This window comes from Arenimonas sp., assembly GCF_041919775.1.
GTDB lineage: Bacteria > Pseudomonadota > Gammaproteobacteria > Xanthomonadales > Xanthomonadaceae > Arenimonas.
This window is the reverse complement of record NZ_JAYRTE010000005.1, coordinates 95,333-116,553: the sequence shown is the minus strand read 5'-3', so window position 1 is coordinate 116,553 and position 21,221 is coordinate 95,333. Positions and strand designations below refer to the sequence as shown.

Annotated in this window: 20 protein-coding genes; 6 read left to right on the top strand and 14 right to left on the bottom strand. The window is 70.1% G+C overall.

The genetic code is table 11. The features are described 5' to 3' along the window. Position 1: 1 nt before the first annotated feature. The 4 genes from gspG to ACE3TE_RS05075 are packed head-to-tail and all read right to left on the bottom strand — an operon-like array spanning position 2 to position 4,164. Positions 2-433: a type II secretion system major pseudopilin GspG gene (gspG, locus tag ACE3TE_RS05090; RefSeq protein WP_374602788.1), complete on the bottom strand. Its 432-nt coding sequence runs from the start codon at positions 431-433 to the stop codon at positions 2-4. Between the two features lie 24 nt (positions 434-457). Beyond that, the gene (locus ACE3TE_RS05085) at positions 458-1,657 is read right to left on the bottom strand and encodes a type II secretion system F family protein (RefSeq protein ID WP_374602787.1); all 1,200 of its coding nucleotides are present in this window, start codon (positions 1,655-1,657) and stop codon (positions 458-460) included. Positions 1,658-1,661: 4 nt separating this feature from the next. Then, positions 1,662-3,356, bottom strand: coding sequence for a GspE/PulE family protein (locus ACE3TE_RS05080; RefSeq protein ID WP_374602785.1), 1,695 nt, complete (start codon positions 3,354-3,356; stop codon positions 1,662-1,664). Then, a complete protein-coding gene (locus ACE3TE_RS05075) occupies positions 3,346-4,164 on the bottom strand; it encodes an ABC transporter permease (RefSeq protein WP_374602783.1) in 819 nt (272 codons plus the stop codon). Before ACE3TE_RS05075 ends, ACE3TE_RS05080 begins: the two co-directional genes overlap by 11 nt. 367 nt (positions 4,165-4,531) lie before the next feature. On the opposite strand from ACE3TE_RS05075, the gene ACE3TE_RS05070 reads away from it, so the two are divergent. The 5 genes from ACE3TE_RS05070 to ACE3TE_RS05050 all read left to right on the top strand — a co-directional run bounded on the left by ACE3TE_RS05070 (position 4,532) and on the right by ACE3TE_RS05050 (position 10,012). Beyond that, positions 4,532-6,109, top strand: coding sequence for a hypothetical protein (locus tag ACE3TE_RS05070; protein ID WP_374602781.1), 1,578 nt, complete (start codon positions 4,532-4,534; stop codon positions 6,107-6,109). 105 nt (positions 6,110-6,214) lie between these two features. Beyond that, positions 6,215-7,498 carry an ABC transporter ATP-binding protein gene (locus ACE3TE_RS05065; protein ID WP_374602780.1) on the top strand — a complete coding sequence of 428 codons (1,284 nt, stop codon included), beginning with the start codon at positions 6,215-6,217 and terminating at the stop codon, positions 7,496-7,498. After that, positions 7,495-8,439, top strand: a complete 945-nt coding sequence (locus tag ACE3TE_RS05060; protein WP_374602778.1) for a glycosyltransferase — start codon at positions 7,495-7,497, stop codon at positions 8,437-8,439. The genes ACE3TE_RS05065 and ACE3TE_RS05060 overlap by 4 nt, the downstream gene beginning before the upstream one ends. Further along, positions 8,421-9,269: a hypothetical protein gene (locus tag ACE3TE_RS05055; protein ID WP_374602776.1), complete on the top strand. Its 849-nt coding sequence runs from the start codon at positions 8,421-8,423 to the stop codon at positions 9,267-9,269. Before ACE3TE_RS05060 ends, ACE3TE_RS05055 begins: the two co-directional genes overlap by 19 nt. Next, positions 9,269-10,012: a sulfotransferase gene (locus ACE3TE_RS05050; protein ID WP_374602774.1), complete on the top strand. Its 744-nt coding sequence runs from the start codon at positions 9,269-9,271 to the stop codon at positions 10,010-10,012. The genes ACE3TE_RS05055 and ACE3TE_RS05050 overlap by 1 nt, the downstream gene beginning before the upstream one ends. Here ACE3TE_RS05050 and glnA read toward each other — a convergent pair. After that, the gene (gene glnA, locus ACE3TE_RS05045) at positions 10,000-11,409 is read right to left on the bottom strand and encodes a type I glutamate--ammonia ligase (protein WP_374602772.1); all 1,410 of its coding nucleotides are present in this window, start codon (positions 11,407-11,409) and stop codon (positions 10,000-10,002) included. The genes ACE3TE_RS05050 and glnA overlap by 13 nt on opposite strands. 312 nt (positions 11,410-11,721) lie before the next feature. Here glnA and ACE3TE_RS05040 point away from each other — a divergent pair, with 312 nt between their 5' ends. Beyond that, a complete protein-coding gene (locus tag ACE3TE_RS05040; protein WP_374602770.1) occupies positions 11,722-12,516 on the top strand; it encodes an undecaprenyl-diphosphate phosphatase in 795 nt (264 codons plus the stop codon). 22 nt (positions 12,517-12,538) lie between these two features. On the opposite strand, the gene ACE3TE_RS05035 is transcribed toward ACE3TE_RS05040, so the two are convergent. The 9 genes from ACE3TE_RS05035 to ACE3TE_RS04995 form a co-directional block, all read right to left on the bottom strand. After that, positions 12,539-14,557, bottom strand: a complete 2,019-nt coding sequence (locus tag ACE3TE_RS05035; protein WP_374602768.1) for a tetratricopeptide repeat protein — start codon at positions 14,555-14,557, stop codon at positions 12,539-12,541. 9 nt (positions 14,558-14,566) lie between these two features. Continuing rightward, positions 14,567-15,595: a YheT family hydrolase gene (locus ACE3TE_RS05030; RefSeq protein ID WP_374602767.1), complete on the bottom strand. Its 1,029-nt coding sequence runs from the start codon at positions 15,593-15,595 to the stop codon at positions 14,567-14,569. Between the two features lie 5 nt (positions 15,596-15,600). Then, on the bottom strand, positions 15,601-16,401 hold the full coding sequence (locus tag ACE3TE_RS05025) for a lysophospholipid acyltransferase family protein (RefSeq protein ID WP_374602765.1): 801 nt from the start codon (positions 16,399-16,401) through the stop codon (positions 15,601-15,603). Positions 16,402-16,481: 80 nt separating this feature from the next. After that, entirely contained in the window at positions 16,482-16,910 is a 429-nt protein-coding gene (locus ACE3TE_RS05020; RefSeq protein WP_374602763.1) for a hotdog fold thioesterase, read from the bottom strand. A gap of 7 nt (positions 16,911-16,917) precedes the next feature. Next, complete coding sequence (locus ACE3TE_RS05015) at positions 16,918-17,526, bottom strand: YkvA family protein (RefSeq protein ID WP_374602761.1); 609 nt, start codon at positions 17,524-17,526, stop codon at positions 16,918-16,920. A 117-nt stretch (positions 17,527-17,643) separates the two neighbouring features. After that, complete coding sequence (locus ACE3TE_RS05010) at positions 17,644-19,485, bottom strand: phosphatidylserine/phosphatidylglycerophosphate/cardiolipin synthase family protein (protein ID WP_374602759.1); 1,842 nt, start codon at positions 19,483-19,485, stop codon at positions 17,644-17,646. Between the two features lie 6 nt (positions 19,486-19,491). Beyond that, entirely contained in the window at positions 19,492-20,070 is a 579-nt protein-coding gene (locus ACE3TE_RS05005) for a YceI family protein (RefSeq protein ID WP_374602758.1), read from the bottom strand. A 4-nt stretch (positions 20,071-20,074) separates the two neighbouring features. After that, positions 20,075-20,551: a histidine phosphatase family protein gene (locus ACE3TE_RS05000; RefSeq protein ID WP_374602757.1), complete on the bottom strand. Its 477-nt coding sequence runs from the start codon at positions 20,549-20,551 to the stop codon at positions 20,075-20,077. 15 nt (positions 20,552-20,566) lie between these two features. Then, positions 20,567-21,199: a P-loop NTPase gene (locus ACE3TE_RS04995; RefSeq protein WP_374602756.1), complete on the bottom strand. Its 633-nt coding sequence runs from the start codon at positions 21,197-21,199 to the stop codon at positions 20,567-20,569. Between the last annotated feature and the right edge of the window lie 22 nt (positions 21,200-21,221).

Genomic DNA, 21,221 nt, shown 5'->3' with positions numbered 1-21,221 from the left:
GTCAGGGCTTGGGCAGGTAGCCCACGTCCGCGTCGTAGCCTTCGCCGCCGTTTTCGCCGTTGGCACCGGTGGAATAAAGCGTGATCGGCTGGGTGTCGCTGGCCACCGGCGCGTAGCGGTAGGGATTGCCCCAGGGATCGGCAGGCACGCCGTCGTCGAGGTAGGGGCCTTCCCAGCGCGGGGCGACGCGCTCGTCGGCCGGCTTGGTCACCAGGGCCTGCAGGCCTTCCTGTTCGGTCGGGAAACGGCCGATGTCCAGGCGCATGGTTTCCAGCGCGCCCTTGAGCATGCGCACCTGGGTTTCCGCGGTCTGCACCTTGGCCTTGTCCGCCTGGCTGAACAGCCGCGGGCCGACCAGGCCCATGATCAGGCCGATGATCACGAGCACGACGATCATCTCGAGGAGGGTGAAGCCGGAAGCGCGCTGTTTCATGGTGGATCCGTACTCTTTATTTATTCAGAAAGCGAGGTCGTTGGCGCTGGTGATGGCCAGGATCACGCCCAGGATGATGGTGCCGATGACGCCGCCGATGACGAGGATCGCGATGGGTTCGACCAGGATGAGCACGCGCTTCATGCGCGTACGACCGGCCTCATCGTACAGCCGCGCCAATGAAGCCAGCATGGCCGGCAGTTCGCCGGAGCGTTCGCCCACCCTCACGAGGTTGTAGCCGGTGGGGCTGAGCGCGTCCTGGTCTTCCAGTGCGTCGGCCAGCGACTGGCCGCCGCGCACGGCGCGGGTGACCTGGGCCAGGCGGCGGCGACGATCGGGCAGCGAGGTGCCGTCGGTCGCCAGCTCCAGCGCCTGCGCCAGCGGCACGCGATTGCCCAGCAGCGTGGCCATGACCTTCGCCCAGCGCCCGGTTTCGGCGTCCTGCAGCCAGGGGCCGAGCACCGGCAGGCTGGCCGCGCGCTCGACGACGCGCGCGCGCAAACGCGGCTGCGACTGCAGGCGCCAGGCCGCGGCACCGGCGGCCAGCGCAAGCACCAGCAGCCAGGGCCAGTGTTCATTGGCGAAGGTGCCGCCCGACAGCACCGCCCAGGCCAGCAGCGGCAGCTGGTCGGCCTTGTCGAGCAGCGACGAAAAACGCGGCACGACGAAAGCGAACATCAGCACCACCGCGGCGGCGCCCGCGAATACCAGCACGGCCGGATAGATCAGCGCGTTGCGCATCTCTGTGGCCAGGCCGTGTTCGTATTCCATCTGGCGCACGCCGTCGGCCAGCGCTTCGCCGACGCGGCCGGTGAGTTCGCCGGCGCGCGCCAGCTGCAGCACGTAGTCGGGCAGCGGCAGGCCGGCGGCGGCCAGCGCATCGTGGAAGGCTTCGCCGCGGCGCAGCTGGGTGGCGATGCCGGCGAAGGCCGCGGCCAGGCGCGGGTGCCCGCCGGCGCCGGCCTGCGCTTCGACGGCCTCGCCGAGGGTGACGCCGGCGCGCAGCATCGTCGCCAGCTGATGGAAGGCCAGGATCAGCTCCTCGCGGCGCAGGCGGCCGCCGGCCCGCTGCACGCCCGGCGTGCCGGCGTGGCGGACGATTTCCAGCGGGGCCAGGCCCTTGCGTTCAAGCTGGCGCGCGGCCTCGCGTTCGCTGCCGGCGCGCAGCTGCCCGGACAGCACGCTGCCGTCGGCGGCCAATACCTTGTAGTCGAAGCGCTGCATGGGATCAGGTGCTGGTCACGCGCATGACCTCGTCCACCGAGGTGATGCCCTGCCAGGCCTTCACCAGCCCGTCCTCGCGCAGGAAGCGGGCGCCGCGCGCGCGGGCGTGTTCGCGCATGTCCTGCACGCCGGCGCCGCTGGAGATGAGCTTCTGCAGGGTTTCGTCCACGTCGACGAATTCGTAGATGCCGATGCGGCCGCGGTAGCCGGTGCCCTGGCAGTGCGGGCAGCCGACCGGTTCGCGCCACTGCGGCTGCGGGTCGAGCGCCAGGCGCTGCGCCCAGGCCTGCGCCGGCTGCGCCAGTTCGGGCACGGGCGCGGCGGCGGGCCGGGCGCACTGCGTGCACAGCTTGCGCACCAGGCGCTGGGCCTGCACGCCCTTGAGCGGCGTGGCCACGAGGAAGGGTTCCAGGCCCATGTCCACCAGGCGCGTGAACGCACTGACCGCGTCGTTGGTATGCAGCGTGGACAGCACCAGGTGGCCGGTGAGCGCGGCCTGCACGGCGATTTCGGCGGTTTCCAGGTCGCGGATTTCGCCGATCATGATCACGTCCGGGTCCTGGCGCAGGATCGAGCGCAGCGCGCGGGCGAAGGTGAGGCCGATTTCCGCATGGGTCTGGATCTGGGTGACGGCCGGCAGCTGGAACTCGACCGGATCCTCGACGGTGATGATCTTCTTCTTGCCGTCGTTGCTGGCTGCCAGCGCCGAATAAAGCGTGGTGGACTTGCCCGAGCCGGTGGGGCCGGTGACCAGCACGATGCCGTTGGCCTCGGCGGTCCAGGCTTCCATCATCGCCAGGTGGTCGGACTGGAAGCCAAGCATTTCCAGGCCGAGTTCACGGCGCTCCTTGGGCAGCAGGCGCAGCACCAGCGATTCGCCGTGCACGCCGGGCAGGGCGGAGACGCGGATGTCCATTTCCTGGCCACCGACGCGCGCCGACAGGCGGCCGTCCTGCGGCAGCCGGCGCTCGGCGATGTCCATGCCCGAGATCAGCTTCATGCGCGAGGCGACCGCGTTGAAACGGTCGCGCGGCAGGCTCAGGCGGCTCTGCAGCACGCCGTCGATGCGAAACCGCACCGCGAAGGTGCGCTCCTCGGGTTCGACGTGGATGTCGGAGGCGCGCTGCTCGACGGCCTGGGCCAGCAGGTTGTTGACCAGTTCGACGGTGGGCGCTTCCTCGGCCAGTTCGCGCAGCTGGCGCACGTCGCCGGATTCGTTCTCGCGGCTGTCGGCCTGCAGGCGGGCCAGGCCGTCGAGCAGGCGCTCGAGGTCCTGGCTGCGCACCAGGCAGGGCGAGGGCACGCGGCCGGGCACGATGAAGCGCAGGGCGTCGGCGAGTTCGGGCGACAGCGGATCGCGCGAGGCCACGTAGACGGTTCCTGACGACTCCCACAGCGCGACCTGGCGGTCGAGCGCCCAGTCCAGGCCGACCCGGGTGGTGGCCATGAAACCGCGCACCTCGTCTTCAGACGGCAGCTCGAGCCCGGCGCCGGCGACCGGCAGGCCGAGCTGGCGGCCAAGTACTTCCAGCAGGTTGTCCTCGGACAGCGCGCCGGTGCGCACCAGCACGTTGCCCAGGCGGCCCTTCACCCGCGGCTGCAGCGCCAGCGCCTTGTCCAGATCGCCGGCGGAGACCAGGCCTTCGTGCACGAGCAGTTCGCCGATACGGGCCGGCAGGGCGTGGCTTTCAGACGACATCGGCGAATCCCTTGCGCAATTTCTGGAACACTAGCAGGCCCGAGGCGAAGACCAGCAGCGCGGCCGCAAGATACAGGCCCCACTGCAGCGGATCGGGCCACTGGCCGGCGAAGAGCGCCGCGCGGACCTGTTCGATCGGGATGGTCAGCGGGTTCCAGGCGATCCACGCATCCAAGGGCGCCGGCGCCTGCGACCGCGGATAAAAGACCGGGCTGAGGAACATCAGCGCCGTCAGCGCCGGCGACACCAGCTGGCCCAGGTCGCGCAGGTACACGCCGATCGCGGACAGCCACCAGTGCAGGCCCAGCAGCAGCAGCGCGAAGGGCAGCATGATCACCGGCAGCGCAAGCGCGGCCAGGTGCAATCCCGAACCCATCAGCGCATTGACGACCAGCAGCAGCAGGTAGCCCACGCCCGCATGCAGGCCGGCCACGCCCAGCCGCACCCAGGCCAGGGTCTCGAGCGGGAACACCACCTTCTTTACGTAGTTGGGGTTCTCGAGGATCGTGCCCGGCGCCGTCGACAGCATTTCGCTCATGAAGGCGTGCGCCAGCAGCCCCGCGAACAGCACCAGCGCGAACGACAGCAGGCCGTCGTCGGCCTGGTTGGGCCAGCGCGACTGGAACACCGCACCGAAGACCAGGGTGAAGACCGCCAGCATCAGAAGTGGCGAAACCAGCGGCCAGGCCTGGCCCAGCGCGGCCCCGCGGTAGCGGGTGGCCAGCTCGCGGCCGACCAGGCGCCTGATCAGCGACCGATGGGTGTAAGCGCTGACGAGGGCAGGGGCGGCGGCGGTCATCGGAGGCATTAACCAAGTGGATTCAGCATCTTACCGCCAAAGCGGAGGTTCCGGGACAGGTGAGCGGGCCTCGTTGCCCGGCGGAGGCGCTGTTCAGGGAGCCGGCCAGCCCGGTCCGGAAAGGGTGAAAAATGTGAGCCGGATCACATCGTGACAAGGCCTCAGACCGCGGAAAGCTATTGTCTGTAAGCTATTGACCGCCCTGCAGCGTTGGTCTATTTTCCCTGCGTGGCTTGACGTCCTGGGGGGGGACGCTAGCGTCTTTGCAGGTCCCTCCTTGGAACAGCCGGTCGCCAGCGCAAACCACTGGTACCGGGCATTGCGGAGCAACCGGTCTAAGCTACGACCCTATTTACCAATTGGAGTTAAATTCGACATGTCGACCCTCAACAAGAAGACCCTGGCGCTTGCCCTGGTCGCCGCCCTGGGCGCCGCGGGCACTGCTGCCGCCTACGATCTGGACACCACCGGTGCCCCGGATACCCCCGTCCTCGTCGCCACCGCTGACATCGCCGGCCCCACCACCGTCGTCGGCGTCAACGAGCCGCTGATCATCACCCTGGGCGATGACACCATCCTCGGCCGCACCACCGGCTTCAGCATCCGCATCGAGCTGAGCAACGGCGCCGAATTCGCTGCCGGCTTCACCGGCACCTCGGATCCGCTCGTCAATGCCGATACCGACATCACCATGGGCCCGGGCGCCCCGGGTGGCTGGACCGCCACGCTGGCTGCCGGCGGCGCGGGCGAAAGCTACGCCGTGCTGTCGATCAACCCGCCGTCCACCGTCCCGGTCCCGGGTCTGGTCGAAGGCGAGCTGCTGCGCATTGACGCCGCCGCCACTGTCGTTCCGGCTTCCGGCGACGGCTTCGAGCTGACCAACCTGGCCCCGTACCTGACGGTTGCCGGTCGCGAGATCACCGCCACCTCGACCTTCCGTGACCCGGTGTCCGGTAACGAGATCTTCGGCATGGGCGCGGTCAGCACCCCGGTCCTGCGTTCGGGTAACCCGCTGGTCCTTGGCTGCGACGAGACCACCGCCGCCGAGCCGAACGAGACCATCGACGTCGGCGTGACCGACACCCAGGCCTCGAAGACCTACTTCTCCAGCACCGGCGAAATCGGCCTGTCGGACAACGGCATCTTCAACGCGGGCTCCGTGACCGCCGCCGTCGCCGCCGGCTTCGGTTCGTTCCAGTACCTGGCCACCGACAGCTTCCGCACCACCGTCACCGGCCTGTTCTCGGCCTTCGACAGCGGCAACCGCGTGTTCCTGGCCACCGACCCGACCTGCGCCACCGCGCTCGTCACCGGCGTGCCGAACCTGGCCCGCACCGAAGTGGTGTTCAACTACACCGGCGCCGACCTGGGTGCGAACTTCTCGGCCGCTGGCTTTGACGTCTCGCTGTGCTTCGAAGTGGCCCCGGGCAACACCCAGGTCATCGACGCCAGCGGCGTGTCGGTCGTGACCCGTCACACCCGTGGCACCACCAGCTTCACCGCCCCGGCCTGCGACCTGCTGCCGCTGGTCTACAACGGTTCGGTCGTGAAGGTTGCCACCTTCAACCCGGGCGCCAACGCGACCGCCCAGTCCTTCCTGCGTGTCACCAACCCGAGCTCCACCGCGGGTCAGGTCACCATCGAAGCCTGGGACGACGCTGGCGTGAAGGCTCCGAACGTGACCTTCAACCTGGGCGCTGGCGTTTCGCGTCAGATCAACTCGGACGTCATCGAAGCCGGCGGCGCCGGCCTGACCGGTGCGCTGGGTGACGGCGCGGGCAAGTGGCGCTTCCTGGTGACCGGTGAGTTCGCCGGCATGCGCGTCCAGAGCCTGAACCGCAACAACACCGATGGCACCGTCACCAACCTGACGGACTACGACACCAATGACGAGCAGAACAAGACTCCGTTCCTCGGCACGCTGTCGACCTACGAGGGTTCGGACCCGAACTAATACTTCGGCTTCGATTCTGAGTAACTGACGGGCGGCCTTCGGGCCGCCCGTTTTTTTGTGCCCGCGCCAGCGCAGGCGGCGCACGGGTTTGCGACAATGCGCGCGATGAAGCCCTCCGCCGCCCCGGCCAGCCCGCTCCCCGCGATCCGCGTCGAGGGCCTTGGCAAGACCTACACCCTCTGGACCAGCCCCGGTGCCCGGCTGATGGCGCCACTGGCCGCGCGCACGGCCGCGGCCCTGCAGCGCCTGCTGCCCGGCCTCGCCCGGCGCCTGGACGCCGCCGCCCAGCGCCGCATGCCGCGCTTCACCGCGCTGCACGACGTCGGCTTCGAACTGATGCCCGGCGACTCGCTGGCGGTCATCGGGCTCAATGGCAGCGGCAAAAGCACCCTGCTGCAGATCGTCGCCGGCGTGCTGACCCCGACCGCCGGCAGCGTACAGGTGCACGGCCGCGTCGCCGCCTTGCTCGAGCTTGGCTCGGGCTTCAACCCGGAAATGACCGGGCGCGAGAACATCCAGATCAACGCGGCCATCCTGGGCATCCCGCCGGCGCGGCTGGAGACGCTGATGGACGCGATCATCGGCTTCGCCGACATCGGCGAATACATCGACCGCCCGGTGAAAACCTACAGCTCCGGCATGGCCCTGCGCCTGGCCTTCTCGGTGCAGGTGCACGTGGACCCCGACGTGCTGATCGTCGACGAGGCCCTGGCCGTCGGCGATGCGCAGTTCCAGGCCAAGGCCATGGCCAAGGTCGACGAGATCCTGGGCCGCGGCACCACCCTGCTTTTCGTCGGCCACGACATCAACGCGGCGCGCGCCTTCTGTCGCCGCGCCCTGCTGCTGGAAAAGGGCCGGGTGGTGATGGAAGGCACGCCCGAGGACGTGAGCACCGAATACCTCTACCGCATCCACAAGCAGGCGCTGCCGGCCGACACCGCCGCGGGCATGCGCCGTTCCAGCCACGGTTACGGCAGCGACCAGGCGCGCATCCTCTCCGCCAGCTTCGCGCCGGACGGCCATGCCCACGCGAACGTGCGCTACGGCGAGACGCTGCAGCTCGAGCTGCGGCTGGCGCTGGAGCCGGGCATCACGGCGCCCGTGCTGATATTCGACCTGATGGACAGCAAGGGCCTGCAGGTCAGCGGCCGGCGCTTCGCGCTGCCCGGGGCGGGCGAACACCTGCTGCGAGTGCGGCTCGACGCGCAGCTGCAGAAGGGCATCTACCGCGTGCGCATGCGCCTGGCCGACGCGCCGGCGCTCGACCGCACCACCATCCTGGCGCGCGAGGAAGGCGCGGTGTCGTTCGAGGTGGTCGATGACAGCCGTGAGCGCTTCACCGGGCTGTTTCCGCTGCCGATGGACATGCAGGTCCTTGGCGAACCATGAGGCGGGTGCGGTTCCACCGCCGCTTCCACGGCTACTCGGGCGGACACGGCAAGGTGCGGGATTACGTGGGCCATGTGGATGCACATCCCGGCTTCGAAGCCGAGACCTGGCTGACGGCCGACTCGGTTTCCGACGGCAATCCCTGGGCCACCGGCGACCTTCGCCGCGCGGCAGCGTGGGATCCGGACGCGGCCGACGTGCTGTTCCTCGCAGGCCTCGACTGGGAAGCGGTGCCGGATGACCGGCCAGGGCGCCCCGTCATCAACCTCGTCCAGCACCTGCGCCACGCCGATGCCCACGATGCCCGGCGCCCGTTCCTGCGCCGGCCTGCCCTGCGTATCTGCGTCAGCCAGGCCGTCGCCGACGCGATCCTCGCCACCGGTGAAGTGAACGGGCCGGTGCATGTGATTCCCGCGGCGCTGGACCTGCCGGCCTTGCCCGCGCGCCCTGCCGATGCGGCGTCACCCGTGCGCGTCGTCATCGCCGCCGGCAAGGCGCCGGCGCTGGCGGCCGGGGTTGCCGCGGCGCTGTCCGATACCACCGCGACGCCGGTGGTGCTTCCGGCCGGCTTGCGGCGCGAAGAATTCCTGGCGCAGCTCGGCAAGGCCGACATCGCCGTCATGCTTCCGCACGAGCGCGAGGGTTTCTATCTGCCGGGCCTGGAGGCGATGGCCCTGGGCGCCGCCGTGGTGATGCCCGACGCCGGCGGCAACCGCGAATACCTCGATGCCGGCGGCAACGCCCTGGTGCCCGCCCGCGAGGCCGGCGACATCGCCACGGCCGTGCGCTTGCTCCTGGACGACGCCGGCCGGCGCTCCGCCCTGGCCGCCGCCGGTCCCGCGACCGCTGCCCGCTACACGCTGGCGCGCGAACGCGCGGCCTTCCACGCCCTGCTCGACCGCCTGGACACGGAGTGGGCCGCATGCCGCCACGCCTGCTGATCCTCACCGGGCTGCCGCGCTCGGGCACGACGCTGTGCTGCCACCTGCTCAACCAGGCGCCGAACACGGTGGCGCTGTTCGAGCCGGTGGACGTGTTCGCCTTGCCGGCCGAAGACCGCGCTGCCGCGGTAGAGGCGGTACTGGCGCATGCGCAGGACGCCCGCCGCGACCTGCTCGAACGCGGCCGCGCGATCAGCTACCACGCGCAGGGCCAGGTGCCCGACAACCCGGCCGGCGACATCGTCGGCTCGCGCCGCAGCTGGCGCGTCGAACGCGGCGAGGTCGCCTTCGACAAGCCGCTGGACGCCGGCTTCACGCTGGCGATCAAGCACAACGCCGCCTTCACCGCGCTGCTGCCCGAACTGGCCGCAGTAGCGCCCTGCCTGGGCGTCGTGCGCAACCCGCTGGCGGTGCTGGCGTCCTGGAATTCGCTGGAGCTGCCGGTGTCGCGCGGCCACGTGCCTGCTGGCGAGCGCCTCGACCCGGCGCTGGCCGCCGCGCTGGCCGCCGAACCGGAGCTCTTCGAGCGCCAGCGCCTGGTGCTGGACTGGTTCACCGGCCGCTTCCTCGACCACCTCGGCACACAGCGCCTGGTGCGCTACGAAACCCTGGTGCGGAGCCCAGGCAGTGAATTGTTCGAACGTGCCGGCCTGTCAGTCCCGGAACTCGCGCCGCTCGGCAACCGCAACACCAATGCCGCCTACCCGCGCGAGGCGATTGCGCGGATGGCCGAACACCTGCTGTCACGTCCCGGGCGCTGGCGCGAGCTGTACGACGAAGACGAGGTGCGCGCGCTCGCGACAAGTCTCTGTGAACCGGGGCCAGCCTGATGCCCCGCGTACAGTTCCTGATCGGCGGCGTACAAAAGTGCGGCACCAGCGCGCTGGCCGCCTACCTCGCCGAACACCCTCAGCTGTGCCTGCCGGCGGACAAGGAAGCGCACGTCTTCGACGCGCCGGACTTCGACGACGCCGCTGCTGCAGCCGAGGTCGACAAGCGCTACGCGGCGCACTTCCCGCCCGGCGACGACACGCGCCTGCACGGCGACGCGACACCGATCTATTGCCTGCATCCACGCCTCGTGGAACGCATTGCCCGCTACAACCCCGGCATGCGCTGGATCATCCTGCTGCGTGATCCGGTCGAGCGCGCGCTGTCGCATTACCGCATGGAGCGCGCGCGCGGCACCGACGCCTGGCCGCTGCTGCCGGCGATGCTGTTTGAATCCTGGCGATTGCGCGGCCATCACGACGACTGGTCGGAAGTCTCGCCGCTGCGCCGCCACAGTTATCGCCTGCGCGGCGACTACGCGTCCCAGCTGGCCTGCCTGCGCCGGCATTTCCCGGCCAGCCAGCTGCTGGTGTTGCACCAGCAGTCACTGGCAGACGACCCGACGACGACCGTCGGGCGCGTCTGCGCTTTCCTCGGCGTGCCGCCCCCCGCGGCGCCCCTGGCGGAGCGCCGCGTCTTCGAAGGCGGCTACCGGCCCTACCCGGCCTGGCACCCGGCGCGTTGGCTGCTGCGCTGGCTGCTCAGGCGGGAGGTCCGGGAGTTCCGCACTCAGATGCCGTAGTACATCTGGTATTCCAGCGGGTGCGTGGCCGCGCGGAACTTGGTCACTTCCTGCATCTTCAGCGCGATGTAGCCGTCGATGAAGTCGTCGGTCATCACGCCGCCGACCTTCAGGAACTCGCGGTCCTTGTCCAGGGCTTCCAGCGCCTGGTCGAGGCTGTGGCAGACGGTCGGGATGTTCTTCTCTTCTTCCGGCGGCAGGTCGTACAGGTCCTTGTCGCTGGGCGCACCCGGGTCGATCTTGTTCTTGATGCCGTCCAGGCCGGCCATCATCAGCGCGGTGAAGGTGAGGTAGCCCGACTGCACCGGGTCCGGGAAGCGCATCTCGATGCGGCGCGCCTTCGGATTCGACACGTACGGGATGCGGCAGGACGCCGAGCGGTTGCGCGCGGAGTAGGCCAGCATCACCGGCGCTTCGAAGCCTGGCACCAGGCGCTTGTAGCTGTTGGTGGAGGCGTTGGTGAAGGCGTTGATCGCGCGGGCGTGCTTGAAGATGCCGCCGATGTACCACAGCGCCATCTGGCTCAGGCCGCCGTAGCCGTCGCCGGTGAACAGGTTGGTGCCGCCCTTGGCCAGCGACTGGTGCACGTGCATGCCGCTGCCGTTGTCGCCGACCAGCGGCTTGGGCATGAAGGTGGCGGTCTTGCCGTTGCGGTGGGCGACGTTCTTGATGATGTACTTCATCATCAGCAGTTCGTCGGCCTTCTTCACCAGCGAATTGAACTTGGTGCCGATCTCGCACTGGCCGGCGTTGGCGACTTCGTGGTGGTGCACTTCCACCTCCTGGCCGGCGGCGGTGAGCAGCTTGCACATCTCGGCGCGGATGTCGTGCAGCTGGTCGGTCGGCGCCACCGGGAAGTAACCTCCCTTCAGGCCCGGGCGGTAGCCGGTGTTGCCGCCTTCGTACTTCTTCTTGCTGTTCCAGTGCGCTTCCTCGGATTCGATCTCGAAGAAGGTGTTGCCCTGCTCGTTGGCCCAGCGCACAGAGTCGAAGATGAAGAACTCGGGCTCGGGGCCGAAGAAGGCCTGGTCGGCGATGCCGCTGGCCTTGAGGTAGGCCTCGGCGCGCTTGGCGACGCCGCGCGGGCAGCGCGAATAACCCTGCATGGTGGCCGGGTCGAGCACGTCGCAGACCAGGATCAGGGTCGGGTCGGCGGTGAACGGGTCGATCTGCACGGTGTCCGGGTCCGGCAGCAGCACCATGTCGGACTCGTTGATGCCCTTCCAGCCGGCGATCGAGCTGCCGTCGAACATCTTGCCGTCCTCGAACAGCGCCGGCTCGACGATCGAGGCCGGGTAGGTCACGTGGTGCTGCACGCCGCGCGGGTCAACGAAGCGCAGGTCCACGAACTCGATGTCGTGGTCCTTGATGAGCTTTTCGATGTGGCTGTAGGGCATGGGAGGGTTTCCTGGCGGGGTTTGGGTCTGCTGGAGTATCTGCAAGGCACGTGCCAAGAATATTCCTGACCTAAGTCACTGATACGAAAAGGTTCTGTCGCCGCAGCAGCAAATTGGTTGCACCACAGAAGTGCGTCCTCGATGGCAACTTCCCCAAAACGAGGCAGCGAAACTCTGTAGGAGCGCCTTCAGGCGCGAATCCCTTCTTTGCCGCAGGCAAAGCAAAGATTCGCGCCTGAAGGCGCTCCTACCGGTGGGGGGTGGCGGCACGGCGGTTATGCTTGCGGGCTTCGAACCCTACCCCGGACCAACGTGACCGACCTGCTGACCGCCCTGCTGCTTGGCATCATCGAGGGCCTGACCGAATTCCTGCCGATTTCCAGCACGGGCCACCTGCTGATTGCCCAGCACTGGCTGGGCGCGCGCTCTGACCTGTTCAACATCTGCATCCAGGCCGGCGCGATCCTCGCGATCACCCTGGTCTACCGCGAACGGCTGTGGAGCCTCGCTACCGGCTGGCGGCAGCCGGAGGAGCGCGACTACCTGCTCAAGATCCTCGCCGCCTTCGCGGTGACGGCCGTGGTCGGCCTGCCGGTGCGGCTGATGGGCTGGGAGCTGCCGGAAACGGTGACTCCCGTGGCCTGGGCGCTGGTGATCGGCGGCGTCTGGATGCTGGTCGCCGAGCGCCTGGGCGAACGCGGCCCGCCGAGCAGCCAGGTGACCTGGGCGATCGTGGTCGCGGTGGGCCTGGCCCAGGTGCTGGCCGGCGTGTTCCCGGGCACCTCGCGTTCGGCGGCGGCGATCTTCATGGCCATGCTGCTGGGCCTGAACCGCAAGCCGGCGGCGGCGGAGTTCGTGTTCCTGGTGGGCATTCCCACCATGTTTGCCGCCAGCGGCTATGCGCTGATGGAAACCGTGCTCGAGGGCGAGGCCGGCAACGAGGACTGGGCCAGCCTGGGCGTGGCCTTCGTCGCCGCGACGATCACCGGCTTCGCCGCCGTGCGCTGGCTGCTGGGCTACATCGCCACCCACCGCTTCACGCCCTTCGCCTGGTACCGCATCGGCCTCGGCGCGGCGCTGCTGCTGGGGCTGCCCGCCGGCGGCTGAGCGCCGGCGGACCCCGGCGCGCTTATTCGGCCGGGTAACCCAGGCGCGCGGCCACCGGCGCCAGCACGGCGAACTCAGCAGCCAGGCTGTCCTGGTAGTGGCGCCAGTGCCCCGCGGGCAGGCGCCGGCCCGGACCGGACAGGCCCGACAGCGGCGTCTCCAGCCCCAGGGCCTGTTCGATCCGGCCCGCGGCGTCGCCGGCATCGGCATCCAGGCGCACCAGGTCGATGCGGCCGGAGGCTTCGGCTTCGTCGGCCACCGCCTCGAGCGCGGACGCGAGCCACTGCGCGGCGCCGCCGATGTCGGGCAGGAAGTGGTAGTTCTGCAGGCTGCCGTGCAGCATCCAGTTGAGCAGGGCGTCGCGCGGGTCGGTCAGCAGCACCAGGACCCGGGCCTCGCCGAGCGCGGCGAGGGTGTAGGGATCGACGTGCGGCAGCCAGTCGCGGGCCTCCGACGGTTCCAGGCCCGCGGCGCGCATCATCGCTTCCCAGCGCCCGGCGCTGCCGGCCTCCGGATGGCCCGGGGCGAAGCGGCGCAGGCCGAAGCCATCGCCGTCGTCCTCGCGACCCACCCGCTCGAGGTGGAACTTCGGGCCCAGCTGGGCCTTGGCCTGGCGCAGCACGTGTTCGGCGCCGACGCCGGGCGGCGTCCAGACCAGCCGGCCGGCCACCTTGCCCGCCGGGGCGGCATCCGCCGGCGCCACCGGCGGCGGCAGGATCTGGCCCGGCGAGGGGTGGCGCACCATCTCGCGCCAGCTTTCGGCGGCTTCCGCGTGGCGACCCAGGGCGTCGAGCGCCATGCCGCGCCAGCCGAGCAGGGTGCGGCGGACCGGACCGTCCTTGGCCGCGGGCAGCAGCCGTTCGGCGCGGGCCAGGGCCAGCGCCGGGTCCTGGCCGAATTCTTCGCGCAGCTTGTACACGTTGGCGGCGTACAGGTCGGGGTTGCGGGCCAGGGCCTGGTCGGCGCACAGCGCGGCCTGCTCGTGCTCGCCCCGGGCGTCGTGCCAGGCGCAGCGCAGTTCCAGGCAGGCCGCCGACTCGGGCATGGCCTGCTGCCAGCGATCGAGCAGCGGCTTGGCGTCTTCGCGCAGCAGGGTCGCCAGGTTGAGCCGGTGTTTCCAAAGCGCATCCTGGCCGGGATCCGCCTGCACCGCGGCGTCGGCGCGCTGGCGCGCCTCGTCGGCCTGGCCACCGCGCAGCAGCAGGCTCAGCAGCGGACCCAGCGCGGCCTCCTCGGCGGGGTTGGCGTCCAGCGCGGCGCGCAGGTCGGCAAGGGCCTCGGCGCCGCGACCGGCGCGGGAGCGCAGCTTGGCGCGCAGGGTCAGCGCCCGGCTGTCGCCGGGGACGTGGGCGATGAGTTCGTCCAGGGCGGCGAGGGTTTCCTCGGCCTTGCCCTGTCGGCGGCGGGCCTCGACCAGGCCGCGCAGCGTGGACGGCGCGCGGGCGATGTCCAGCTTCAGGGCATTGGCCAGGGCCTGTTCGGCGAAGGGCCACATGCCGCGCGCCAGGTAGGCCTGGCCCAGGGCGAGCTGGGCGGCCGCCAGGTTGGGGTCGGCTTCGGCGGCAAGGGTGAAGCACTTCAGCGACCGGTCGAGGTCGCCCTCGGCCTGCGCGAGATAGCCTTCAACGACGCGAACGCGCGGGTGGTCGGCGTTCACGCGCTGGGCCAGGCGCAGGTTGCGCCGGGCTTCGGCCTGGTCCTCGCGGGCCAGGGCCATGTGCGCCAGCAGCACGTAGGCGCCGAGCTGGTTGGGGTCCAGGGCCAGCGCGTCCTGCAGGCCGCGCGTGGCGCCGGCGCTGTCGCCTTCGGACAACTTCAGCGTGGCCAGGCTGAAATGGTGGGTGGCCACGTCCGGCGCCAGCTCCAGCGCGCGGTCGAAGGACTGGCGGGCCGCGGCCAGGTCGCCCTTCTGCTGCAGGCAGACGCCCAGCAGGTGGTGGGCTTCGGCGTTGTCGGGCTCGGCGGCGAGGGTGTCGCGGGCGGCGGCCAGGGCGGCGGCGTGGTCGCCCGCGCGCATGGCTTCGATGATGTCGACGATCATGGGGTTTCTTCAGGCAGGCGCGGAAACCGCCATTGTAGCCGCCCCGGCCGCGTCGACCGCGGCCTCGAGCCGGTCGGCCACCCAGCGCTCGCCGTAGCCGCCCAGGTGCAGGCCCTCCAGGAAGCCGCAGTGGCCGCCAAAATCGGCGATCTCCAGCCGCGAATGCGGCGGCAGCTCCAGCCCGGGAAAGCCGTCCACCGGAATCACCGGGTCGTCGGCCGCAGCCAGCACGCTCACCGGCACGTCCAGCGCCGCCAGGCGCCCGCCGGAAACGGAATAACCCTCGAAGTAGTCGTCGATGCCGCCCAGCGTGGTGTGCCGCTGCACCATCCAGCCGGTCAGCGCGCGCATGTCCATCGCCAGCACGTCGTCGCCGAAATCATGCAGGTCGGGGAACAGCTGGCGCTTGCGCTGCAGCGAGCGCCGCCACTTTTTCATGAAGTACCAGTGGTAAAAACGCGGGCCGCCCTCGAGCGTGCGCAGCACCGCGGCCGGGTCGATCGCCGGGCAGACCGCCGCCGCATGCAGCAGCGGCACGCCGGCGGCCGGCGCCGCCAGGGCCAGGCGCAGCGCGAAATTTCCGCCCAGGGAATAACCCGCGGCCAGCATCGGCCGGGCCGGGAAGCGCCGCGACACCTCGGCCGCCGCCTGCACCACTTCGGCCAGGCGGCAGGAGTGGAAGAGATCGGGATTGAGGTGGTGGGTGTCGCCGTGGTCGCGGAAATTGAGCCGGAACACCTCGAAGCCCCGCGCCAGCAACGTGGCCGCGGTGTGGCTCATGTAGCTCGAATCGGCACTGCCTTCCCAGCCGTGCAGCAGCAGCACCAGCCCGCGTGAGCGGGTGCCCGGCACGGCGCTGTGGAAGCCCTGCAGGCGCACGCCGTCGTCGACCTCCACCAGGTGTTCGTGGGTGACCGCGCCCAGGCGGCGCAGGGCGCGCCGGCCCGCGGCGCGACGCAGCGTGGTCGAGCCCAGCAGCGACTGCAGGTGCGGATTGCGAAGCCAGCGCGGCGGCCGGTAGTCGGCGGGCCCGGACACCGGCTTCAGCCCGCCATCGCCGCGATGATGCGCTGGCGGCAGGTATCGGCCATGCGTCGCCGGCCGTCTTCACTGGCGGCCACCGGCTCGAGGAAATGCACCTCGGCCACGCGGCCGGGCTCACCAAGCAGGCGCACGAAGTTCTGGAAGAAGTTCTCGCGCTCGCCGAAGGCGACGATGGTCTGGGCGTTGCCGCGCAGGCCGTACTTGAGCGCCACCGGCTGCGCCGGCACGCCGGCCAGCACCGCCGGCTGGAAGATGCGCGCATGGAAGGTGGCGATGGCGTCGCCGCGGGTGGTGCGGCCTTCCGGGAACACGCCCACGGCCAGGCCCTGCTCCAGCCGCTGCACCATCTGGTGCATCACGCCGTGCAGCGAATCGTTGCTGCCGCGGTGGTGGTAGATGGTGCCGCCGCGGCTGGCCAGCCAGCCGACCAGCGGCCAGCGCGCGATTTCGGCCTTGGCCACGAAGCCCATCATGCGCTGGCTGTGCATCAGCTCGATGTCGATCCAGCTGACGTGGTTGGCCACGAACATCACCGCGCCGGGCAGCGGCGTGCCGTAGCGGCGCAGGCGGAAGCCGAAGATGCGCATCAGCATGCCCGACCACAGGCGCACGGCCAGGTGGTCGAGCCGTTCGCCGCGGATTTCCATGCGCGCGCTGAGCGGGTTGATCAGCAGCAGCGTGACCGGCAGCCCCACCAGCAGGTGCAGCAGCAGCAGCGGGAATCGCCAGAGGTAGCGCAGCGGCCGGCGCCAGTCGCGGGACGGGCGGGCCGTTTCGGTGGATGCAGACATTGAGGGCATTGTGCCGCAAGCGGGTCCTTGTGGGAGGGACTTCAGTCCCGAAAGGCATCGGGACTGAAGTCCCTCCCACAAGGACCCGTTCAGCGACCGATGACGGCGCCGGTCATGCGGGAAATGCAGGCCAGGCGACCGTTGGCGTCTTCGATCCGGATTTCCCACACCTGCGTGGTGCGGCCCAGGTGGATCGGGCGCGCGGTGCCGGTGACTTCACCCTCGGTGATGGCGCGCAGGTGGTTGGCGTTGATTTCCAGGCCGGCCAGCTGCTGGCCCGAGTCCGGGTCCAGGCACAGGTAACCGCCCAGGCTGGCCAGGGTTTCGGCCAGCAGCACCGAGGCGCCGCCGTGCAGCAGGCCGAAGGGCTGTTTGGTGCGTTCGTCCACCGGCATGGTGGCCCGCAGGAAGTCGGGGCCGTGTTCGGTGAGCACGATGCCCAGGCTGCCCGGCGCGGTGCCGGGCAACAGGGCGTTGAGGGCGTCGACGCCGGGCCGCTGGCGGAACGGGTCGGTCACGCGTGGATCAGCGGACGCGCAGCATGCCCGGGCGGTAGGCCGGGGTGTAGCCGCGGCGCGCGTAGCCGGAGCTGTCGCCGTAGCCGCCGCCCAGTTCGCGGTTGCGGCGGCGGTGCATGCGGTCGACGAGCTCGTCGCGACGGGCTTCGAGCCAGTCGGCGCGGCCGGCCTTGGCCGGGTCGACGCCGCGGCGTTCAGCCTCGCCCTGGCGGAATTCGCAGAACTCGTCGTAGGCGTCGAGTTCGTGGCGCAGGTCCTTGACGCACATTTCGATGGCGATCGCGTCGTCGAAGTAACCCAGCACCGGCACGCTGTCGGGAATGACGTCGGTCGGGTCGGCGAAATAGACCAGGGCCGACAGCACGCGCTGCTTGTCTTCCTCCGGCAGGTGCCAGCCCTCGTCGCGCAGCATCGCGATCATCGCGTCCAGGCGGTCGAGCCGTTCGACGATGAAGTCCGGCAGCCCGGCGATCTCGGCGCCCTTGAGCAGCCCGGCCGCGGCATTGATGATTTCGTCGGCGGACTTGTTGCCGGCCGAGGCGCGTGCCGATTCCATGGCCTTGGTGAAATGGGCGAGGTCGCGGTCGGAGAGTTCGAAGCTGATCGAAAGGGGCATGCGGGCGATTCCGGCAGACGTTTTCTGGAACGCGCAGCCTAGGCCGGCCCGCCCGCAGCGTCAATCGAACGCGGTGCGGCCGCGATCCGGCCAGGTACCGGCCGCGCCGGCCCGGAACTAGAGGATCGGCACCAGGCCGGCGCCAAAGGCCGTCAGGATGCGCGTGTAGACGGTTTTCAGGGGCAGGTCCACCTCGGGGAAGGCGCCCACGTCCTCGTAGCAGTCGTAAAAGCGGGGGTCGCCCGCGGGCAGCGGGTTGCAGCCTTCACGCAGCTCGAAGCTGCTGGCATAGGGGAAGGGCCAGATGTCGAAGATCGGCAGCTTTTCCGAGAGTTTGCCCAGGCTGTAGTTCAGGCCCGACAGCACCGGCGGCTTCTCCTGGGGCGCGATCGTCCAGGCGTTGGCCGGCACCATGTCGAGCTGGATGCTCGCGCGCAGCGCGGCCGCGAACTGCCGGTCGTGCACGACCACCATCGATTCGGTGTTGAGGTTGTCCGAACGCGGGTCGAAGTTGTGGCTGCCGACCACGCCGATGCGGTCGTCCACGACCATGGACTTGGCGTGCAGGCCCACCCGTACCCCGGCGCGCTTGAGCGGCACCGGGCCCGAGGCCGAACCGGACGAGCCGGAGCCGAAGATCGGCAGGGTGGCGGTGTGCGGCCCGAGCACGCCGGTGGCCTCCAGGTCGATCGGCGCGTCCTCGGGATAGGGCTTGTACTCGAAGATCCGGAAACCCAGTTCGCGCAGGTAAAGGCGCTTGTACTTGTGGCTCATCGCGTACACCGGGAAGGCGTCGGTGGCGGCGAGCGAATTGGTGGACACGATCACTTCCGGCGCGTCGTCGCGGGCATGCATCTCGCGGAACAGCTTGCGCGCGGGCCGCGACAGCACCAGGTAGGGCGTCTGCACGACCAGTTCGCCGCGGGTCGAATCGACCAGGTCGCGCATCGCCCGGGAGGCATCTTCGTGCGCGGGCTGTTCGCCGATGTGCTTGTCGGGCAGGTCGGCGAAAAAATCGACCTTGCCCACCGGCAGCGTGAGCGGCGCGAGACGCTCATAAACCGCGGGGCCATCGGTGATCGCCTCGGCCATCGCCAGCACCCGCGGCGAACGTTCACGGGCCGGGTCGAGCAGCCGGTGCGCGGGCACCGCGCCGTCGCGGATCAGGCGCTCGGCGACGTCCTTGAGCGCATGCGCGGGATGGCTGCGCTCGAAGGTCCAGAAGTCCTCGAAGTTCTGCTTCATCGCCGCGGCGACCGGGCCGGCGACCAGGATGTCCCGGTCGCGGTAGTTGTAGGAATCGCCCCAGTCGAAGTACCGGTCCTGGATGTTGCGCCCGCCGGTGACCCCCACGGTGCCGTCCACCAGCAGCAGCTTGGTGTGCATGCGCCGGTTGAACTTGCGGAAGCAGCAGACGATGCCGGCGGCATATTCCAGCGGCTGGGTCTTGGCCTCGCCGAAGGTGGGGTTGTACAGGCGCAGCTCGAAATTGGGATGGGCGCCGGCCAGCGCGGCCTGCAGGCCGGGATCGGGCAGGCCGTAGAGCTGGTCGAGCAGCAGGCGCACCTTCACGCCGCGGCGGGCGGCGGCCAGCAATTCCTCGAGCACCAGCAGGCCGGAGTCGTCGACGTCGTAGATGAAGCTCTGCAGGTCGATGCTTTCGCGGGCGGCGCGGATGAGGTGCAGGCGTGCGATCAGCGCGTCCTGGCCGCGGTCGAGCAGGGTGACGTGGTGGCGCGGGGCGCCTTCACCCGAGGCCGCCATCGCCTGCCGGCCAAGCTCGAGCAAGGGCGAATCGACCGGCCGGCACAGCGGGTCTGCGGCGTCGCGGCAGTCGGCCGCCGCGGCATGGCCGGCTTCGACGACATCGGTGGACGCACGCAGGTCGGCGCGGCTGAGCGTGGTGCAGCCGGAACCGAACAGGAGCAGGAGGAGCGGCAGGACCAGGCGGGGGGACATGGCGGTCTAGGGTTGCCGGAGGCGGACGTGGAAGTGGAAGCCTACCTCGTCGCGCAGCCAGACCCGGTAGGCGGTCATGCCGAAGTCGCGCCGGCTGACCTGGCCCGAGACCTCGATGTCGCAGCCATGCCCCGGCGTGTCGCAGGCGGACGGATCCACCCGGAAGGCGACCGGCCGGGCCACGCCGCGCAGTTCCACGCTGCCGGCCATGGCGCCGCCGTCCTTCACCAGGGCCGGCGGGAAGGGCTCGGAGCGGAAGTGGATCCAGGGGTGGTCGTCGACGTTCAGGAATTTCGAAGAGCGCATCGAACGCTCCATCCACTCCGGGCCGTCGAGCTCCAGGCTGCGCGCGTCCAGGCGCACCGATACCTGCAGGCGGTCGTCGCCGAGCCGCTCGATGTGGCCTTCCATCGCGTGGAAGACGCCGCGGACGCGGCCACCCATGCGCAGGTCGACCTCGATGCCGGCCGCGGAGGCCCCGGCGTCGATCAAAGGGGCCTCACCGGGGCCGATCGCCTGCACCGCGCCGGACAGCCAGAGGCCGGCCACCATGGCCAGGCCGGCGCCGGCCGGGCCGGGTTTCATCGGCTCAGGGCCACCAGAAGGCGGCGATGCGGGCGACGCCCGGTTCCAGCGCGGCATCCTCGGGCAGCGTCAGCACGGCGATGCCGCCGGCCGGCATGCCGCGGAAGTCGCCGGACTGGCCCGAGGCCATCAGGGCGGCGAACTGTTCGAAGCCGGGGTTGTGGCCAATCATCAGCAGGCGGGCCACGTCGCTGTTTTCGTCGGCGATCTGGATGAGCCGGCCCGGCGTCGCGTCGTAGATGCCCGCTTGCTGCCGGCATTCGGAATAGCCCAGCGACGCCATCACCGTTTCGCAGGTTTCACGGGTGCGGCGGGCCGGCGAGACCAGCACGCGGTCGGGCAGGTAGCCGTGTTCCTTGAGCCAGCGGCCGGCGGCTTCGGCCTCGGCCTGGCCCTGCAGGGACAGCGGGCGGTCGAGGTCGTCCTGGCCCGGGGCGGGCGGTTCGGCGTGGGCGTGGCGCAGCAGGATCAGTTCGCGCATGACGGTCCTTGTCGGTCAGAGGGCTTTCTTGAGCCAGCGCAGCAGCGGAGCCCAGTCTTCCTGGTGGCTTCGCACCTGCTCGGAGTGATAGTCGAAAACGGATTTGCCCAGGCCGGCCAGCAGCACGTAGGCCTGGGTGTCGCGCAGCTGGGCCACCAGCGGGTAGGGCCAGGCCTTGAGCTGGTCCATGGCCTGCTGGGAGGCGCTGGTCCAGGGCTTGAGGCGGTTGCCAACCAGGCCGACCGGCAGCTTGCCCTTCTTCACCCGCGGGTGGCTGACCAGGCTGTCGAGGAAGGGCACGGTGGCCTCGATGTCGATCGCCGAGGGCAACACCGGCACGACGACGGCGTCGGCCATGTCGAGGAAATCCTTGAGGTCATCGCCCATGGCACCGGCCGGGGCATCGACCACCAACCGTGCGATGCCGTCGGGCAGCTGCTTGTCCCAGTTGCGCCGGCAGCCGTCGAGCGGCAGCACCGCGGAATCGAGGTGGGCGCGTTTTTCGCACCAGTGGGTGGACGACTTCTGCTTGTCGGCGTCCAAGATGGCCGTGGCCTTGCCTTCGAGCGCGAAGTGCGCGGCCAGGTTGGTGGCGACCGTGGACTTGCCGGCGCCGCCTTTCGAACTCGCGACCAGGATCGTGCGCATCAACGGGACTCCGCTGCGGGAC

Coding starts and splice junctions, on each gene's coding strand:
- gspG (WP_374602788.1), bottom strand. CDS start 433: ATGAAACAGCGCGCTTCCGGCTTCACCCTCCTCGAGATGATCGTCGTG.
- ACE3TE_RS05085 (WP_374602787.1), bottom strand. CDS start 1,657: ATGCAGCGCTTCGACTACAAGGTATTGGCCGCCGACGGCAGCGTGCTG.
- ACE3TE_RS05080 (WP_374602785.1), bottom strand. CDS start 3,356: ATGTCGTCTGAAAGCCACGCCCTGCCGGCCCGTATCGGCGAACTGCTC.
- ACE3TE_RS05075 (WP_374602783.1), bottom strand. CDS start 4,164: ATGCCTCCGATGACCGCCGCCGCCCCTGCCCTCGTCAGCGCTTACACC.
- ACE3TE_RS05070 (WP_374602781.1), top strand. CDS start 4,532: ATGTCGACCCTCAACAAGAAGACCCTGGCGCTTGCCCTGGTCGCCGCC.
- ACE3TE_RS05065 (WP_374602780.1), top strand. CDS start 6,215: ATGAAGCCCTCCGCCGCCCCGGCCAGCCCGCTCCCCGCGATCCGCGTC.
- ACE3TE_RS05060 (WP_374602778.1), top strand. CDS start 7,495: ATGAGGCGGGTGCGGTTCCACCGCCGCTTCCACGGCTACTCGGGCGGA.
- ACE3TE_RS05055 (WP_374602776.1), top strand. CDS start 8,421: ATGCCGCCACGCCTGCTGATCCTCACCGGGCTGCCGCGCTCGGGCACG.
- ACE3TE_RS05050 (WP_374602774.1), top strand. CDS start 9,269: ATGCCCCGCGTACAGTTCCTGATCGGCGGCGTACAAAAGTGCGGCACC.
- glnA (WP_374602772.1), bottom strand. CDS start 11,409: ATGCCCTACAGCCACATCGAAAAGCTCATCAAGGACCACGACATCGAG.
- ACE3TE_RS05035 (WP_374602768.1), bottom strand. CDS start 14,557: ATGATCGTCGACATCATCGAAGCCATGCGCGCGGGCGACCACGCCGCC.
- ACE3TE_RS05025 (WP_374602765.1), bottom strand. CDS start 16,401: ATGCCCTCAATGTCTGCATCCACCGAAACGGCCCGCCCGTCCCGCGAC.
- ACE3TE_RS05015 (WP_374602761.1), bottom strand. CDS start 17,526: ATGCCCCTTTCGATCAGCTTCGAACTCTCCGACCGCGACCTCGCCCAT.
- ACE3TE_RS05010 (WP_374602759.1), bottom strand. CDS start 19,485: ATGTCCCCCCGCCTGGTCCTGCCGCTCCTCCTGCTCCTGTTCGGTTCC.
- ACE3TE_RS05005 (WP_374602758.1), bottom strand. CDS start 20,070: ATGAAACCCGGCCCGGCCGGCGCCGGCCTGGCCATGGTGGCCGGCCTC.
- ACE3TE_RS05000 (WP_374602757.1), bottom strand. CDS start 20,551: ATGCGCGAACTGATCCTGCTGCGCCACGCCCACGCCGAACCGCCCGCC.
- ACE3TE_RS04995 (WP_374602756.1), bottom strand. CDS start 21,199: ATGCGCACGATCCTGGTCGCGAGTTCGAAAGGCGGCGCCGGCAAGTCC.